At 60.5% G+C, this 14976-nt stretch carries 15 protein-coding genes; 4 read left to right on the top strand and 11 right to left on the bottom strand.

The genetic code is table 11. The features are described 5' to 3' along the window. Window positions 1-48: 48 nt before the first annotated feature. Both BLW66_RS04585 and speB read right to left on the bottom strand, forming a co-directional pair. Window positions 49-861, bottom strand: a complete 813-nt coding sequence (locus BLW66_RS04585; RefSeq protein WP_089945432.1) for a glutamate racemase — start codon at window positions 859-861, stop codon at window positions 49-51. 118 nt (window positions 862-979) lie between these two features. Continuing rightward, window positions 980-1921 (bottom strand): agmatinase, encoded by a 942-nt coding sequence (speB, locus tag BLW66_RS04590; RefSeq protein ID WP_089945434.1) that lies wholly within the window; start codon window positions 1919-1921, stop codon window positions 980-982. A 162-nt stretch (window positions 1922-2083) separates the two neighbouring features. On the opposite strand from speB, the gene BLW66_RS04595 reads away from it, so the two are divergent. Continuing rightward, window positions 2084-2587, top strand: coding sequence for a flavin reductase family protein (locus BLW66_RS04595; protein WP_089945694.1), 504 nt, complete (start codon window positions 2084-2086; stop codon window positions 2585-2587). Here BLW66_RS04595 and BLW66_RS04600 read toward each other — a convergent pair. Further along, window positions 2584-3744 (bottom strand): M20 aminoacylase family protein, encoded by a 1161-nt coding sequence (locus tag BLW66_RS04600; RefSeq protein WP_089945436.1) that lies wholly within the window; start codon window positions 3742-3744, stop codon window positions 2584-2586. The genes BLW66_RS04595 and BLW66_RS04600 overlap by 4 nt on opposite strands. Window positions 3745-3802: 58 nt before the next feature. Between BLW66_RS04600 and mazG the strand changes: the two genes are divergently transcribed. Beyond that, on the top strand, window positions 3803-4615 hold the full coding sequence (gene mazG / locus BLW66_RS04605; protein WP_089945696.1) for a nucleoside triphosphate pyrophosphohydrolase: 813 nt from the start codon (window positions 3803-3805) through the stop codon (window positions 4613-4615). Here the strand turns inward: mazG and BLW66_RS04610 are convergent. Then, window positions 4612-6168 carry a helicase HerA-like domain-containing protein gene (locus tag BLW66_RS04610; RefSeq protein WP_089945438.1) on the bottom strand — a complete coding sequence of 519 codons (1557 nt, stop codon included), beginning with the start codon at window positions 6166-6168 and terminating at the stop codon, window positions 4612-4614. The genes mazG and BLW66_RS04610 overlap by 4 nt on opposite strands. A 426-nt stretch (window positions 6169-6594) precedes the next feature. Between BLW66_RS04610 and BLW66_RS04615 the strand changes: the two genes are divergently transcribed. Continuing rightward, on the top strand, window positions 6595-7281 hold the full coding sequence (locus BLW66_RS04615) for an invasion associated locus B family protein (RefSeq protein ID WP_089945440.1): 687 nt from the start codon (window positions 6595-6597) through the stop codon (window positions 7279-7281). Window positions 7282-7346: 65 nt separating this feature from the next. Here the strand turns inward: BLW66_RS04615 and BLW66_RS04620 are convergent, their stop codons facing one another. After that, the gene (locus tag BLW66_RS04620) at window positions 7347-7625 is read right to left on the bottom strand and encodes a hypothetical protein (RefSeq protein ID WP_089945441.1); all 279 of its coding nucleotides are present in this window, start codon (window positions 7623-7625) and stop codon (window positions 7347-7349) included. Between the two features lie 54 nt (window positions 7626-7679). Beyond that, window positions 7680-10454, bottom strand: a complete 2775-nt coding sequence (locus BLW66_RS04625) for a bifunctional [glutamate--ammonia ligase]-adenylyl-L-tyrosine phosphorylase/[glutamate--ammonia-ligase] adenylyltransferase (RefSeq protein WP_089945443.1) — start codon at window positions 10452-10454, stop codon at window positions 7680-7682. 78 nt (window positions 10455-10532) lie between these two features. Between BLW66_RS04625 and BLW66_RS04630 the strand changes: the two genes are divergently transcribed. Beyond that, window positions 10533-11003 carry a YbaK/EbsC family protein gene (locus tag BLW66_RS04630; protein ID WP_089945445.1) on the top strand — a complete coding sequence of 157 codons (471 nt, stop codon included), beginning with the start codon at window positions 10533-10535 and terminating at the stop codon, window positions 11001-11003. On the opposite strand, the gene lpxB is transcribed toward BLW66_RS04630, so the two are convergent. The 5 genes from lpxB to BLW66_RS04655 form a co-directional block, all read right to left on the bottom strand. Beyond that, complete coding sequence (lpxB, locus tag BLW66_RS04635; protein WP_089945447.1) at window positions 11000-12178, bottom strand: lipid-A-disaccharide synthase; 1179 nt, start codon at window positions 12176-12178, stop codon at window positions 11000-11002. The genes BLW66_RS04630 and lpxB overlap by 4 nt on opposite strands. Beyond that, the gene (locus BLW66_RS04640; RefSeq protein ID WP_089945449.1) at window positions 12175-13038 is read right to left on the bottom strand and encodes an LpxI family protein; all 864 of its coding nucleotides are present in this window, start codon (window positions 13036-13038) and stop codon (window positions 12175-12177) included. The genes lpxB and BLW66_RS04640 overlap by 4 nt, the downstream gene beginning before the upstream one ends. Then, entirely contained in the window at window positions 13038-13823 is a 786-nt protein-coding gene (gene lpxA / locus BLW66_RS04645; RefSeq protein ID WP_089945451.1) for an acyl-ACP--UDP-N-acetylglucosamine O-acyltransferase, read from the bottom strand. Before lpxA ends, BLW66_RS04640 begins: the two co-directional genes overlap by 1 nt. Next, a complete protein-coding gene (gene fabZ / locus BLW66_RS04650) occupies window positions 13820-14275 on the bottom strand; it encodes a 3-hydroxyacyl-ACP dehydratase FabZ (RefSeq protein WP_089945453.1) in 456 nt (151 codons plus the stop codon). The genes lpxA and fabZ overlap by 4 nt, the downstream gene beginning before the upstream one ends. Before the next feature lie 67 nt (window positions 14276-14342). Then, window positions 14343-14975, bottom strand: a complete 633-nt coding sequence (locus BLW66_RS04655) for an OmpH/Skp family outer membrane protein (protein ID WP_089945455.1) — start codon at window positions 14973-14975, stop codon at window positions 14343-14345. Between the last annotated feature and the right edge of the window lies 1 nt (window position 14976).

Here is a 14976-nt window from a genome sequence, read left to right on the forward strand (position 1 = left end):
CTCCATATGATTTAATAGGTGTTTAGTAGAAAGATGGTCGCGCGGCAATCACGCCGCTTCAAACTGGATCTTTCGTCGCAGGAACTGCGTCGCGCGATCGGTCACTTGGGTCGGTGTGCCAGTGGTCAGGAACCGTGTTTCTGTGCCATTGCCCAGCATGTTGGGGTGCCGCTTCAAGTAATCTTGCAAGCTTGCAGAGACCAAATCAGCTTGCGAAAACACCTTAACATCGGCACCCAATGCATCTTGAAAAGTCTTTTGCATCAAGGGGTAATGGGTGCATCCTAATATGGCGGCTTGCGGGGTCGGCATCCGCCGCTTCAACGCATCCACGTGGGAGCGCACCAAGGCTTCCGCCAGCATCTCATCGCCCGCTTCCAGCGCGTCGACCAAGCCCCCGCACGGCTGCGCCTCCACATCCACGCCAATGGCGCGGAACGCAAGCTCGCGTTGAAACGCCCGCGACGCAACGGTCGCAGGGGTGGCGAACAGCGCAACATCGCGCACATCAACTTGGCGCGGCGGGGAGTTGTCGCCCCAATTGCGCTCCGTCAACGCCTCGATCATCGGGACGAAAACGCCGAGCACGCGCTTGTCAGTCGGAACCCATGTTTCCTGCATACGGCGCAGCGCAGCAGCGGACGCCGTGTTGCAGGCCAAGATCACCAAGTCACAGCCCGCATCAAACAAGGATTGCGTCGCGGCGCAGGTCAGGTTGTAGATATCGTCGGCGGTGCGCACACCGTAGGGCGTATTCGCGCTGTCGGCGAAGTAGCACACCGGCAAATCGGGCATATCCGCTGCTATTTGCTTATAGACGGTCAAGCCGCCCAACCCGCTGTCAAAGATACCTACGGCCATACCGGCACTTCCTTACCTGCCGCTGCGTCCCGCCTGTCGGGGCAGCTGGTCAACATTCACCGTTCCATAGCGCGTTGCGCCATCCGACGCAAAGCGATCTTGTGCGACCAATCGCGTTTTAACGGTAGGGTACCCCAGGCAGGATCGACAGCATCTCGAACATGATGTTCGCCCCCGTCAGCGCCGTATTGCCGGACGTGTCATAGGGCGGCGAAACCTCCACAAGGTCACAACCCACAATCGGCAAGCCGCGAAGCCCGCGGATCAGCTCCAAAGCTTGCGGGGTGGTTAAGCCGCCGATCTCCGGCGTGCCGGTGCCGGGTGCTATGGACGGGTCAAGGCTGTCGATATCATAGCTGATGTAGACCGGCCCCGCCCCCATGCTGGATTTGATTTGCGCCGCCAGCGGGGCGGTGGATGTGTGCCACAGCTCTTGCGCCAAAGTCAGGTTGAAACCCCATTCGCGCGGCTCGTCAAAATCCTCTGCGGTGTAGCCAGTGCCGCGAAGCCCGACTTGATAGACGTCATTCGGGCGCAACAAGCCTTCCTCATAGGCCCGGCGGAACACGGTACCGTGGCATTCGCGCTCCCCGAACATCTCGTCATTCACGTCCGCGTGCGCGTCGACATGTACCAAGCCCACCGGCCCGTGTTTCTTGGCGATGGCCCGCAGGATCGGCAACGTGATCGTATGGTCGCCGCCAATGCTCATCGGGATCACGTCGTGGGTGAGCAGGTCGTCGTAATACTCTGTAATTATGCGAATACTTTCCGCCAGGTTGAACGTGTTGATCGCCACGTCACCCACATCCGCGCATTGCAACGCATCAAAAGGCGCAGCGCCCGTTTGCACTGCGTAGGGCCGGATCATCGAACTTTCGTTGCGCACTTGGGCGGGACCAAACCGTGTGCCGGAGCGCCAACTGGTCCCGTGATCCATGGGAATACCAACAAACGCCACATCCAGATCTTTGGCTGTGGTCACCTGCGGCAGGCGCATAAAAGCACCCTGACCCGCAAAGCGCGCAAGATCGTTTCCGGAAACTGGTTGGTTAGGCATTGCGCGTGCTCCTGCTTGGGGTTGGTTGAGAGGCCCTGCAATTCTGGGGCCATGGGCCGGTATAAAACGCAACCTGCCCGTGGCACCGTGACAATGCAAGACTTGCGCCTATGTTGTTGCACAGGCAAACAGCCGTTTGCACCGCGACACAAGAAGGCCGCCATGACCACACCACACCGAACCCAGCTTCGCGAAGAATTTCTGGACGCGATGAGCCAGCTTGTCTCCTCTGTCACGATCGTCACGACGGACGGTGTCGACGGCCCCGCAGGTGCGACCGTGTCCGCGATGACGTCGGTATCGGCAGACGGTGATGCACCGACAATGCTGGTTTGCTTGCACCATGCCACCAGCGCCGCGCCGGCCATTTTGAACAACCGTTGCTTTTGTATCAACGTGCTTGGGCACAACCAGACGGAGCTTGCCAATGTGTTCGCCAGCCGCAGCGCCGCACCGGGCGGTGACAAGTTTGCCGCCGGCACGTTTGAGACCATGCGCAGCGGCGCACCAGGCCTGACCACGGCCTTGGCCCGTTTTGATTGCAAGCTGCTGTCGGACGAGCGGATCGGAACCCACCACGTGATGATCGGCTCCGTCGTGCAAGTGGCGCGCCTAGAGGGCGCACCACTGCTTTACGGCAACCGATCCTATCAATCGCTCGCCTAAAGCGGCTGGGCGGTTTCGACCAGTCTCGCGAAGAAGGACGCGCCAATCGGCGCGACATCATCGTTGAAGTTGTAATTGGGGTTATGCAGCCCCGCGCCGTCGCCCTGCCCTAGGAACAGATAAGCACCGGGGCGCTTTTCCAGCATGTAGGAGAAATCCTCCGCCCCCATCTCGCGCCCGCCTTCGCTGTTTACAGCGGCATCCCCCGCGACATCACGGGCGACATCGGCGGCAAACTGCGTTTTCGCGTCGTTGTTCACCGTGGCAGGGTAGCCGCGCTCATACACAAGGCGCGCTGTGACGTCATAACTGGCCGCTTGCCCTGCCACGATCTCTGTCAAACGCTTCTCCACCATGTCTTGCACGTCGGGATCAAAGGTCCGCACGGTGCCGTTGATGTAGGCGTCATCGGGGATCACGTTGTCGGCTGACCCGGTGTGGATTTGTGTCACCGATACGACCAGATCATCCATCGTTGCGTGGTTGCGTGACACGATGGTCTGGATGGCATTGCAGATGCCCAAAGTGGCCATAATCGGGTCTTTGGTGTCCTGCGGATAGGCCCCGTGGCCACCAACGCCGTCAATATAGACGTGAAACGTATCAACGGCCGCCATGATCGGGCCAGCCGTCGTCACGAACGCACCGAACGGCACGCCTGGATTGTTGTGCAGCGCATAAACGTCAGCGATGTCAAACCGCTCCATAATGCCCTCCTCCACCATCACGCCAGCACCGCCGCCGCCTTCTTCAGCAGGCTGGAAGATCAGCGCAACGCGGCCCTTGAAGTTGCGCGTTTCCGCAAGGTATTTCGCCGCCCCCAGAAGCATTGTGGTGTGCCCGTCATGACCGCAGGCATGCATTTTGCCGTCGACCTTTGAGGCATACTCCAAGCCAGTGGTCTCTTGCATGGGCAAGGCATCCATATCCGCGCGCAGCCCGATGGTTGGCCCTGCGCCCTGCCCCTCAATGATCGCAACGACCCCGCTTTGCGCGATGCCCTCGTGGATTTCGGTGATGCCGAACTCTTTCAAGCGCTCCACCACGAAGCCCGCTGTCTCGTGGCAGTCAAATTGCAATTCGGGGTGTTGGTGCATCCAACGGCGCCAAGCTTTCATATCCTCGGCGTAGTCTGCGATGCGGTTCACGGGTGGCATGGGGGCGTTCCTTCTGGTTATCTGTGCGCAACGATCCCCCAAACGCGAAGACACTGCAATGCCCGATCTTGTCTATGATGCCAGCCAACCCATGCCCCGCCTGATCGAGATCATGCGCCGTCTGCGTGACCCCGATACGGGGTGCCCTTGGGATATAGAGCAGGACTTCGCCTCCATCGCGCCCTACACAATCGAGGAGGCCTACGAGGTCGCCGACGCGATCGAGCGCGGCGACATGGAGGAGCTGCAAGGCGAGTTGGGCGATTTGCTCCTGCAAACGGTTTACCACACGCAAATGGGCTCCGAGGCTGGCTTGTTCGACTTCGCGTCGGTTGCGAACGCAATTTCCGACAAGATGATTTCGCGCCACCCGCATGTTTTCGGCGATGAGAGCCGTGATAAATCGGCAGAGCAGCAAGTCGCAGACTGGGAACAGATCAAAGCAGCGGAGCGTGCGGGCAAAGCTCAGGGCGGCACTTTGGACGGTGTGGCCGTCGGCCTGCCTGCCTTGCTGCGCGCGCTAAAACTGCAAAAACGGGCCGCCCGCGTGGGCTTCGACTGGCCCACCACGGATGAGGTGCTGGACAAAATCGTCGAGGAGTCCCGCGAGTTGGTAGAGGCCCGCGACACGCTGACCCAAGCGGAGGTAGAGGAGGAATACGGCGATCTGCTCTTCGTGATGGCCAATCTAGGCCGCCACCTTGGTTTGGACCCAGAAGCCGCACTTAGGGCCGCAAACGCCAAGTTCACCCGCCGGTTCGAAGGTGTGGAGGCAAAACTGGCCGCGCGTGGAAAAACCCCGTCCCAGTCCAATCTGCAAGAAATGGACGCGCTGTGGGACGAGGTCAAAGACGAAAGCCGCCGTGGTTAACGGGCCTTAAACAAGCTGCCCATAATGCCGCGCACAATCGCGGTACCTGCCTTCGTCCCAATGGAGCGCATCATGGATTTGGCGAACGCCTCCCCCGCGCTATCGCCGCGCCGTTTGCGCGTGGTGGTTTTGGAGGTGGAGCGTTTGACGCGGCTGCCGGAATACCGCCGTCCGGTCTGATACTCGCGTTCACGGGCTTCCATTTCCTCCTCTTTGGCCTCGGCCTCCTCGGCGGCCTTGGCGGCGGCCTCCGCGCGTTGCGCCAGCATCTCGAAGGCGGATTCGCGGTCCATCGCGGTCTCGTATTTGCCCGCAACGGGGGACGCGGCGATAATCGCGCGGCGCTCTTTGCTGGTGATCGGACCCAGTTGCGAAGACGGCGGGCGGATCAAGGTGCGCTCCACCATGCCAGGGATGCCCTTTTTCATCAGGAACGACGTCACAGCCTCCCCCACGCCGACTTCCTTGATCGCGTCCTCCACGTCGAAGCGCGGGTTCTCGCGGTAGGTATCCGCGGCGGACCGCAAATCCTTTTGGTCCTTGCGGGTGAACGCGCGCAATGCGTGCTGCACGCGGTTGCCAAGCTGGCCTAAAATGTCTTCCGGCACGTCGGCAGGCTTTTGCGTGATGAAATAGACCCCGACCCCTTTGGACCGGATCAGACGGGCCACTTGCTCCACCTTATCAACCAGCGCCTTGGGCGCGCCGTCGAACAGCAAATGCGCCTCGTCAAAGAAGAACACGAAGATCGGTTTTTCGGGGTCGCCGACCTCTGGCAAGGTTTCGAACAGTTCCGACAGCATCCACAGCAGGAAGGTGGCGTAAAGTTTCGGGGCCGACATCAGTTTATCAGCGGCTAGAATGTTGATCTGCCCGCGCCCGTCCGCATCTACGTGGAACATATCTTCCAGATCCAAGGCCGGTTCCCCGAAGAAATCGGAGGCACCTTGGTTTTCCAGCACCAACAAGCGGCGCTGGATCGCGCCCACCGACTGCGACGACACGAAACCGTAGCGCAAGGCCAGCGACTTGGCGTTTTGCCCAATCCAGACAAGCAAGGATTGCAGGTCTTTCAGGTCTAGGAGCGGCAAGCCTTCCTCGTCCGCCACACGGAAGGCGATGTTCAGGATACCCTCTTGCGCCTCGGAAAGCTCCAACAAGCGCGACAGCAGCAACGGCCCCATCTCACTGACCGTAGTGCGCACCGGATGCCCACTTTCGCCGTACATGTCCCAAAAGGTAACGGGGAACGAATCGTAGCTAAAATCAGTGAAGCCGATCTTGCCCGCCCGTTCCATGAACGCGCTGTGCAGTTTATGGGTCTCGCTGCCTGCGACGGCCAAGCCGGACAAGTCGCCTTTGACGTCCGACATGAAGACCGGAACGCCCGCGTTCGACAAGCTTTCCGCCAGAATCTGCAAAGTGACGGTTTTACCCGTTCCTGTCGCCCCAGCAATTAGCCCGTGACGGTTCGCGTATTTGAGCAATAGCTCCTGAGGGTCGCTATACCCTTCGCCGCCACCGCCTACAAAAATGCTATCCGTGTTTGCCATGATGTACCCTTACGTCGCTCGTTCGCGTTTTTTGTCCCGCCACAATAGCTTGTTAACATCTATGTGCCAGTATCATCGTCATGTTGGTGCGCATGTGTTCATTGCGCAGTGATGACTTCCTCCCTGTTGACTGGGCCGTGTCATGATTTGGCACGGCCATTTTTTCACCCATCAATCGGTGTTGTGACATTCATCACAGGTTTTTGTTGACCCATTCAAAAACTCCTCCTAGTCTTCGCTTAATAAGTCGGCCTAGTTCGACGGGGAGAAGAATTTGGGAAAAGGGTCTGCATGCAGACCCTTTTTTCGTTTTTGCCTTATCGGCAATAATCGCCCCGCCCCTGACCGATCTGCGTTTTCCGGACTGACACTGCCATTTGGCCATGCTAAACCGCATGCAATATCTTAATTGAGTAGCAGGATCCCATGTCTGAGTATTTCAAAACCCTGATGATCGGCGCAGCACTCGGTGCGTTCGTAGCAACCGGTGCAATCGCGCAAACCGCCACCGAAACACCGGCAGAGCCAGCACCTGCGGCCGAAGCTCCGGCTGCAGACGCGCCAGCCGCCGAGGCTCCTGCCGCCGATGCCGCAGCTGAGACCGACGCCAACCGCACTGACGGCCTGAGCACAGGCTCCGACGTTGTCGAAGTGGGCAGCACTTACAAAGTGTCTGACCACGGCGACTGGGAACTGCGCTGCATCAAGGCGCCAGAAGGCACCAAAGACCCATGCCAGCTGTACCAGCTTTTGGAAGATCAGCAGGGCAACTCTGTTGCGGAAATCAACATGTTCAACCTGCCTTCCGATGACAAGCTGGCCGCTGGCGCGACCATCGTGACGCCTCTGGAGACTTTGTTGACCCAAAACGTGCTGCTGTCCGTTGATGGTGGCAAAGCCAAAGTTTACCCGTTCACCTTCTGCACCGCCATAGGCTGCTTCTCTCGGGTTGGTTTCACCGCTGGCGACGTCGCGTCGTTCAAAGCCGGCAATGAAGCCAAGATCGTCGTTGTTCCCGCCCAAGCGCCGGACCAGAAGGTAGAGCTTACAATGTCCTTGAGCGGGTTCACAGCCGGTTTCGCGGCTGTTGCTGCAGCGACTGCTGCTGAATAAATCCATCAGAGCACACGCTCCGAGGGTGCGCCGTCGCTTTTAATGAAGCGGCGGCGTTTTTCGTTTTACTGACCTTTGCCTTCGAGGCGCGCTTTGCGGCCCCCGCGGCGTTTCGCCGTTTGCGCATCGTCCAAACCAGCCCGCAATACGGCGGTCATCGGATGATCATGCGGCGTGTCGCCATAGATGGTTAACAACTGCTCAATCGCTGCACGGTTTTCTACGCCGTCGGGCAGGTTCAACGCCCAATCCAGAAAAATTGAGCGGCATTCACCGACGGTAATTCCGTCGATCTTGTAGGCCTCGCGGATTAGACCTTTGCGGTCAATCAGGGTCACGTCCATGTCCAACTCCTTGGCAGATGGGATCAGTTAACGCCCCTTATCAGCTATCACCTGCTATGCCAGCAGCTGTTCCACGACCTCGGCCGCAAGTTTGCGACATTCCGCGATCCTATCGGCCAATTCTTCTACCGTTTCGCAGTCACAATCGCGCAGCAGCATGTCGACAGCACCCGCCCCCATCGCGTCAGGCGTCAGCGGTTTGTCCGACAAAAGCCGCCCCGCCATTTGCACATGGGTGAACAGACGGTGCGCATTCAGCAGCTTCGCGAGCTGCGTGGTGCCCAGCAATCCAGCCGCTTTGGCATCGTGCAATTGCGCCGATATCTGGCGCGCCGTGCCTTGGCTGATCAAGCACAGCGCTTGGCTCAACAACTCGATGTCCTGTCGCCCGCCTGCGCCCGATTTCACGTTCCACGTGCCCACCGGACCCGCCGCACTTGCCAAGCGCGCGCGCATCTCTTGGGTTTCCCGTTTGATGCGCTCCGCGTCGAAGCTTCCTTCCAATACGGCGCAACGCACGGCCTCCACGTCGGCTTGCAAAGACGCCTCCCCCGCGATGGCCATCGAGCGCGTCAGGGCCAGATGCTCCCACACCCACGCGTCCGTCGTCTGGTAGGACTGAAACGCCTGAAGCGACGTTGCCACCGGCCCCGCTTGCCCAGACGGCCGCAACCGCAAATCCACCTCGTAAAGGCGGCCTTGCGCCATTGGGGCCGTCAGCGCGGTCACAAAGGCTTGCGTGAAGCGGGCGAAATACGTGCGTGTGTTGAGCGGACGCGGCCCCGTGCTTTCCTCCACACCGGCTGCGTCGTAGATGACGATGAGGTCTAAATCCGACTGGGCGTTCAAGGATCCGGCCCCCACAGAGCCCATGCCCAGAACCATCGCGCCACGTCCGGGCGCGGCACCGTGTTTGCGCGCAAACTCGCGCTCCACCACAGGCAGGAGTGCCGCCAGCGTCACGCGCGCTAGATCGGCGTATTGCGCGCTTGCATCTTCGGGTGACAACAACCCCTGCAGGTGATGCACCCCGATCCTGAAGTGCCATTCTTTTTGCCAGCGCCGCGCCGCGTCCAACTGGCCCTCGTAGTCGTCGACGTCTTCGATCTGCGCGACAAGCAACGCGCGCAGCTCCTCCGCCGATGGCCATTCCGCAAAAAAGCTACCCCCGATGACCGCATCCAGCACCGCAGAATTGCGCGACAGATAGGTGGCCAAGGCGGGCGACGTGGCGCAGATATCGACGATAAGCTTGGTGAGCTGCGTGTTCGCCTCAAACAGCGAAAACACCTGCACCCCAGCGGGCAACCCAGAGATGAATTTCTCGAACACATCCATCGCCTCCGCCGGATGCGTGGCTTGTCCCATCTGACGCAAGATCGTCGGGAACACCCGCTTAAACAGCGACACCGCGCGCTCTGATCGGAGTGCGGGGATGCCGCGCCATTGCTCCAAATATGTCGCGGGCGACGCCAAGCCGACGGTCTCGACAACCTCTTCCGCCTCGTCCGGCTCGAAGAAGCTATCAGTCACATCGGCAACTTCTTCCAAGCGGGCCAGCAGTGTCGCGCGGAATTTGGCAACATCGTCCTCACCCATAAACCGCGCGAGGCGCTGAAACCCTTCGTCACCCTTGGGCAATTCGTGTGTCTGCGCGTCACCAATCATCTGCAAGCGGTGTTCAACCTCGCGGTGGGCAACATAGGCCGCTTGCAACTTATCGGACGCGTCCTTGGGCACCCAGCCCGCGTCCACGAGGCGGTCCAGCCCATCACAAGTGCCAAGCACCCGCAGGCTCTGATCCCGCCCGCCTGCAATCAGCTGGCGTGTTTGGGTGAAAAATTCGATCTCGCGAATACCGCCCGCGCCCAGTTTCATGTTGTGCCCGTCAAGCTGCATATGCCCGCCAAGCCCCTTGTGGTTACGGATCTTCAGGCGCATGTCATGCGCATCCTCAATCGCCGCAAAATCAAGATGTTTGCGCCAGATGAACGGGCTCAACCGCTCCAAAAATTGCTCCCCCGCGACCAGATCGCCAGCACAGGGGCGCGCTTTGATAAATGCCGCGCGCTCCCACGTGCGGCCAACGCTCTCGTAATACCGCTCCGCCGTCTCCATCGCGATACACACAGGCGTCACTGACGCATCGGGGCGCAGCCGCAGGTCGGTGCGAAACACGTAGCCATCGCCCGTAACGTCGGACATCAAGCTCATCAAACTGCGCGTGATTTTCACGAATGTCTGGCGGGCGACCAAGTAGTCGTCCGGCGCGAAACGGGTCTCATCAAACAGGCAGATCATGTCGATGTCGGAGGAATAGTTCAGCTCATAAGCGCCCATTTTCCCCATCGCCAGAACGCACATGCCCGCACCGGCCTTGGCATCTTGCGCAGTCTGACCGGGCAGCTTTCCGCGTGCGATTTGCGCTGCGGTCAAATCCTCCAGACCGCGTTGCAAACACTTATCCGCAAGGTCGGTCAGCGCGCGGGTAACGGTGGCAAGCGGCCACACGCCGCCGACATCAGCGACCGCTGCAAGCAGCGCGATACGTCGTTTGGCCTGACGGAACAGGGCTTTCAAATCACCCTGCCCCGTGGCGATATCATTCCAGACATCTGCGCATAACTCCTCCGCACTCATGGTCGCCAGCTGGGCGATCCAGTCGGCTTCCCGCGACATGAGACCTGCCAGATATGGGCTGCAGCTGGCGGTGTTTTCCAGCAGCGACGCCAAAGGCGCGGGCAGCGTTTCGAACAGGCCGTGCGCCTCAACGCGGCGGTCTTCGTTATGCACAAGCGGCTGGCGGGTAATTTGGGTGTCAAAGCTCATGTGCCCACGATGAAAGCCTGCGCGTGCCGCGTCAACCGAAGGTTGCACCGCACGGCACTTGCCCTAAACTCGCGAGATATGAGCAAGAGTTTAAAACGCGTGAGCGCCGCGCTAGCCGACGCGGGCATTGAGGTCGAGATCGTCCAAACAGGGGCGCAAACCCGCACTGCCGCGCAAGCCGCGGCAGAGGTGGGATGCACCGTGGACCAGATCGCCAAGTCGATCATCTTCAAGGGCGAAGACAGCGGAAAGGCCGTTTTGTTCCTGACGGCGGGTGGCAATCAGGTCGATACGGCCAAAGCAAGCGCCGTCACGGGGGAGCCTTTGGGCAAGGCCGACGCCGCCCTGATCCGTGCACAGACGGGTTTCGCCATCGGGGGCGTGTCCCCCGTGGGCCACCTGAACCCCATCCGTGCCTTCGTCGATCCGCGCCTTAGGGAGTTCGATACGATTTGGGCCGCCGCTGGCACGCCGCACCACGTGTTCGCCCTGACGCCAGACGATTTGCTCCGCCTGACAGATGCAGAGGTCTGCGATTTCGTTGCTTAGGTCTGGCCGGGTTGCGTCGCGACGCGCATCACGACTTTGGCGGCGCGCACACCGGGGGCCTCATCCCCGCGCCCTAACCGTTCCATGGCAATCTCCGCCGCAGCGGCTTGCGCCGCGCGCTCTGGCCCCGGCTTTAACGCGAGGTTAAGCGCGCGGGCGATGTCGTCCGGCTTGCAGGCGTCGCCTAGGAATTCTGGCACCGTACGGGTCTCCGACACCAAGTTAACCAGCGTCACCGTGTCCACCTTCAACATGGCATTGATCAGTTTGCGCGACAGCCAGTTCATATCGTAGGCAATAACCATCGGAACGGTGTTCGCCGCCAGTTCCAAAGACACCGTACCCGACGCTGCCAGCGCCACATCTGCCGCCGCAAAGGCCGCGCGTTTATCCGCCAAGGCGCTCTCCACCGACATGCCGCGCGGGTCCAGCACGACGGGATCCCCCGGCCACTGGGCGACACGCTGCTGCACGATGGCGGCGACCGGTGCCGCCGCTGGGATAACCACGCGCATGTCGGGGTGCTTCGCCGCGAGTTTATGCAAGCTTTCGCCGAACACATCGGACAGGCGACTGACCTCCCCCTTGCGCGATCCCGGTAGGGCCAACACCACAGGCGCGGCCCCAAGGCCATGCGCGTGCCGAAAGGCGGAGGCGTCTGTCGGCTCGGCCAATGGCTCCGCCACAACGGGGTGCCCAACAAAGTCGCAGGCCAGCCCCGCGCGTTCCATGTACGGCGGCTCGAACGGTAAGAGCGCCAAAACGTGGTCGACAATGCCGATCATCTTGTCGGTCCGTTTCGCGCGCCACGCCCAGACGGAGGGTGCCACGTAGTGAACCGTCGGCACCGCAGAGACCGCACGCAGCTTGCGCAACACCCGCAGGCAAAAATCGGGGCTGTCGATCGTTACAACCACATCCGCGCCGGAGCCGATGATGTCCTCCACCGTCTCGTCACGACGACGAAACAGCCCGCGCAATTTCGGCAATACCTCCGCGATCCCCATCACCGACAGCTCTTCCATCGCGAAAAGCGACGTCATGCCTTGGGCTTCCATCAAAGGGCCACCGACGCCTTGGAATTCGATGTCAGGGTCCAGCGTCCTTAGCCCTTCCATCAGGGCCCCACCCAGCTTATCGCCGGACGGCTCCCCCGCGATCAGGTAGACCTTCACCCGCGCACCCAAAGGAACAAGCCATTGTCCTCAGCCAGCTGCGTGCACAGGTCGGCCTGCAAAACGATGACGCGCCCCGCCTCGACGACGATACCGTCAAGGCCGGTTTGCACCGCGCGCACGACCGTATCTGGCCCGATGGTTGGCATATCAATGCGCAGTTCTTGGCCCGGTTTGGCGGCTTTAATCAGCACGCCACCTTTCGCAGGAAGCCCCTGCGCACGGGGCCCCTTGCCGATGCCGAGCGGGTTTTTCGCCCACGGCAGGCCCGTGCGCTCGCGCAGCAGGCTTTGCATCATGAAATCTGTGCCGGGCTGGGCCTCAATCGCCAAGGGTTGGCGCTTGTGAACAATGCAAGCTTGACCCACATCCGCGGCCGCCATCGCGCCGATGATCTCCACGCCGCGGTCCGCGTCGGCTTCGTGTTCTTTGCTGGGGCGGTGGCTGCCAAGGAATCCCACAGGCGGCAACACGTCCGCACGCAGCTCATGCGCCCCAATTGGGGTAATTCCGGCTTCCTCAAAGAATCCCAGCACCAACCGCAACGCTGCGTCGTCGCCCAGTTGCAGCGCCTGCATCATGCGCGGGACGAGCGGCATCGTCAGCGCGTCGATCTTAGAAGGGTCAAGCGGCGGACGATCAACGCGGCCTGCGAAGCAGATACGGTCGACGCCCTTGTCTTTTAGCCACGCGATAAAGCTGCCGAGCGTTTCAATCCGGAACCTGTGAACCGGCTGATCAATACGCGCATCAATCTCCTGCCATTCCATCTGGCAAAGATGGTACGGCGTCCGCGTATCAGACAAATGTTTGATAAGCAGCTCCGGCAGCTCGCCCTCACCCGTGACCAGCGCCAACATCAGCGCGGCGTCAGGTAGGACCGACCGCTGTCGCCCAGAATAAACTCGACCACTTCGCGCACATAATCGCTGTCGGTCTCCTCTGACAGACGGCGAGCGCGGTCTTGAAACGCGCCGTCGCCTTGGCGCAGCATCTGATAAGCGGCCCGCATGGCGGTGATATCAGGGCGCGGTACCCCTGCGCGTTTCATCCCGACATAGTTCAACCCGTCCAACTCACCGCGCGGTGCTTGGACCAAGCCGTATGGAATAACATCATTGGTAACCATGGTGACGGCCCCGATGATCGCGCCACGACCGATCCGCACGAACTGGTGGATACCCGCCAACCCGCCGATGATCACCTTGTCCTCAATGATGCAGTGGCCAGCCAAAGCGGATTGGTTGGCCATGATCACGCCGTTGCCCACAATCGCGTCGTGGCCCACATGCGCGCCGGTCATGAACAGGCAGTCGTCGCCGACTTTCGTCAAACCGCCGCCGCCCGTGGTGCCGGTGTTCATCGTCACACCTTCACGGATCCGGTTGCGCGCGCCGATTTCCAGCAGCGTTTCCTCGCCGTCAAACTTCAGATCCTGAGGGATTTCACCGATCACGGCGAAGGGAAAAATCACCGTGTCCTCGCCGATGGTTGTCTTCCCCGTCACCACAACGTGGCTTTTCAGCTCCACGCCCGCAGCGAGAGACACTTTCGCGCCAACCGTGCAGAACGGGCCGATGGTTACACCGTCGGCGATCTGGGCGCCGTCTTCGACGAAGGCCGTTGGGTGGATTGTTGTGCTCACTTGGGTAGGTCCATCATGGCGGTGAATTCAGCTTCTGCGGCCATCTCGCCCTCTACCGTTGCGACGCCTTTAAACTTCCAGACCTTCGCCCCTGCCTTGCCGCGCGTCACCTCGACGTCGAGATGCAGCACATCGCCGGGCACCACTTTGCGGCGGAATTTGCAGCCGTCGATTGCCATGAAATACACCAGCAAATCCTTGTCGGCCATATCCATGGTCACGCCAACCATCACAGCAGCTGTCTGCGCCATCGCCTCGATGATCGTCACGCCAGGCATGATGGGTGCACCAGGGAAGTGGCCTTGGAAATGCGGCTCGTTGAAGGTCACGTTCTTGATTCCGCGCGCGCTTTCACCCGCTTTGATGTCCACAACTTTGTCGACCAGCAAGAACGGGTAGCGATGCGGAATAATCCGCTGGATCAGGTCGATGTCTGCGGTGGTGGGTGTCATGGTGTAATCCTCTGGCCTTTAGCTTTTCGGGGTAGCATTTGACTACCGCCAGCACAAGATTGCCGCTTCAGTTGTCTGGGCTGGTGCCGTCAGTCGGGGCGTCGCCCTCTGGCGCTGTCTCTTCAGTGTTTACTGACGGGCGTTGAACTGGCACAGGGCCGGTATCCGGCAGCGGAGAAGCGCCGATCGCTGCGTCTATTCGTGCAATCGCTGCGTCGGTGATGTCAATTTGGCGAACCGAGAAAATCACTGCCGCGTTGTTCAAGATTGCGACCGCGCCGGTTTCCTCCACCAATTCCAATAGAATGGGATAGGCCGCGTTGAAGAAGCGCGCACGCTCTGTGTCGGCTTGCCTCTGGATGTTCTCGCTTTTGGCAGCTTGGGCGCTGCGGATCCCTGTGACGCGCTCGTCGAAGTCAATCGCAAGCTCTTGAAAGCGTGCTGGATCCATCCCCGCACGCTCATCTGTCAGGCGACGTTCTTCCTCTTCTAGCGCGGCCTCAATCTTGCGGTTTTCTTGCGATAACTCGTTGGATTTCTGGCTTAAATCGCTCTGTACCCGTTTCCCGAAGGCAGAAGCCGCATACATGCGGTCCTGATCCAGTGTCAGAACTGGGCTTGGTTGAACGGATTGCGCCAAGACAGGCGTGGCGGCGGTTAAAGCTGCCACCAACGCGCCTGTTGCACGTGTCGCCGTCATG

The organism is Litoreibacter albidus, from assembly GCF_900107015.1.
Taxonomy (GTDB): Bacteria; Pseudomonadota; Alphaproteobacteria; order Rhodobacterales; family Rhodobacteraceae; genus Litoreibacter; species Litoreibacter albidus.

Excerpts from the sequence above, each read along its gene's own strand:
- BLW66_RS04585 (WP_089945432.1), bottom strand. The coding sequence starts at position 861 with ATGGCCGTAGGTATCTTTGACAGCGGGTTGGGCGGCTTGACCGTCTAT.
- speB (WP_089945434.1), bottom strand. The coding sequence starts at position 1,921 with ATGCCTAACCAACCAGTTTCCGGAAACGATCTTGCGCGCTTTGCGGGT.
- BLW66_RS04595 (WP_089945694.1), top strand. The coding sequence starts at position 2,084 with ATGACCACACCACACCGAACCCAGCTTCGCGAAGAATTTCTGGACGCG.
- BLW66_RS04600 (WP_089945436.1), bottom strand. The coding sequence starts at position 3,744 with ATGCCACCCGTGAACCGCATCGCAGACTACGCCGAGGATATGAAAGCT.
- mazG (WP_089945696.1), top strand. The coding sequence starts at position 3,803 with ATGCCCGATCTTGTCTATGATGCCAGCCAACCCATGCCCCGCCTGATC.
- BLW66_RS04610 (WP_089945438.1), bottom strand. The coding sequence starts at position 6,168 with ATGGCAAACACGGATAGCATTTTTGTAGGCGGTGGCGGCGAAGGGTAT.
- BLW66_RS04615 (WP_089945440.1), top strand. The coding sequence starts at position 6,595 with ATGTCTGAGTATTTCAAAACCCTGATGATCGGCGCAGCACTCGGTGCG.
- BLW66_RS04620 (WP_089945441.1), bottom strand. The coding sequence starts at position 7,625 with ATGGACGTGACCCTGATTGACCGCAAAGGTCTAATCCGCGAGGCCTAC.
- BLW66_RS04625 (WP_089945443.1), bottom strand. The coding sequence starts at position 10,454 with ATGAGCTTTGACACCCAAATTACCCGCCAGCCGCTTGTGCATAACGAA.
- BLW66_RS04630 (WP_089945445.1), top strand. The coding sequence starts at position 10,533 with ATGAGCAAGAGTTTAAAACGCGTGAGCGCCGCGCTAGCCGACGCGGGC.
- BLW66_RS04640 (WP_089945449.1), bottom strand. The coding sequence starts at position 13,038 with ATGTTGGCGCTGGTCACGGGTGAGGGCGAGCTGCCGGAGCTGCTTATC.
- fabZ (WP_089945453.1), bottom strand. The coding sequence starts at position 14,275 with ATGACACCCACCACCGCAGACATCGACCTGATCCAGCGGATTATTCCG.
- BLW66_RS04655 (WP_089945455.1), bottom strand. The coding sequence starts at position 14,975 with ATGACGGCGACACGTGCAACAGGCGCGTTGGTGGCAGCTTTAACCGCC.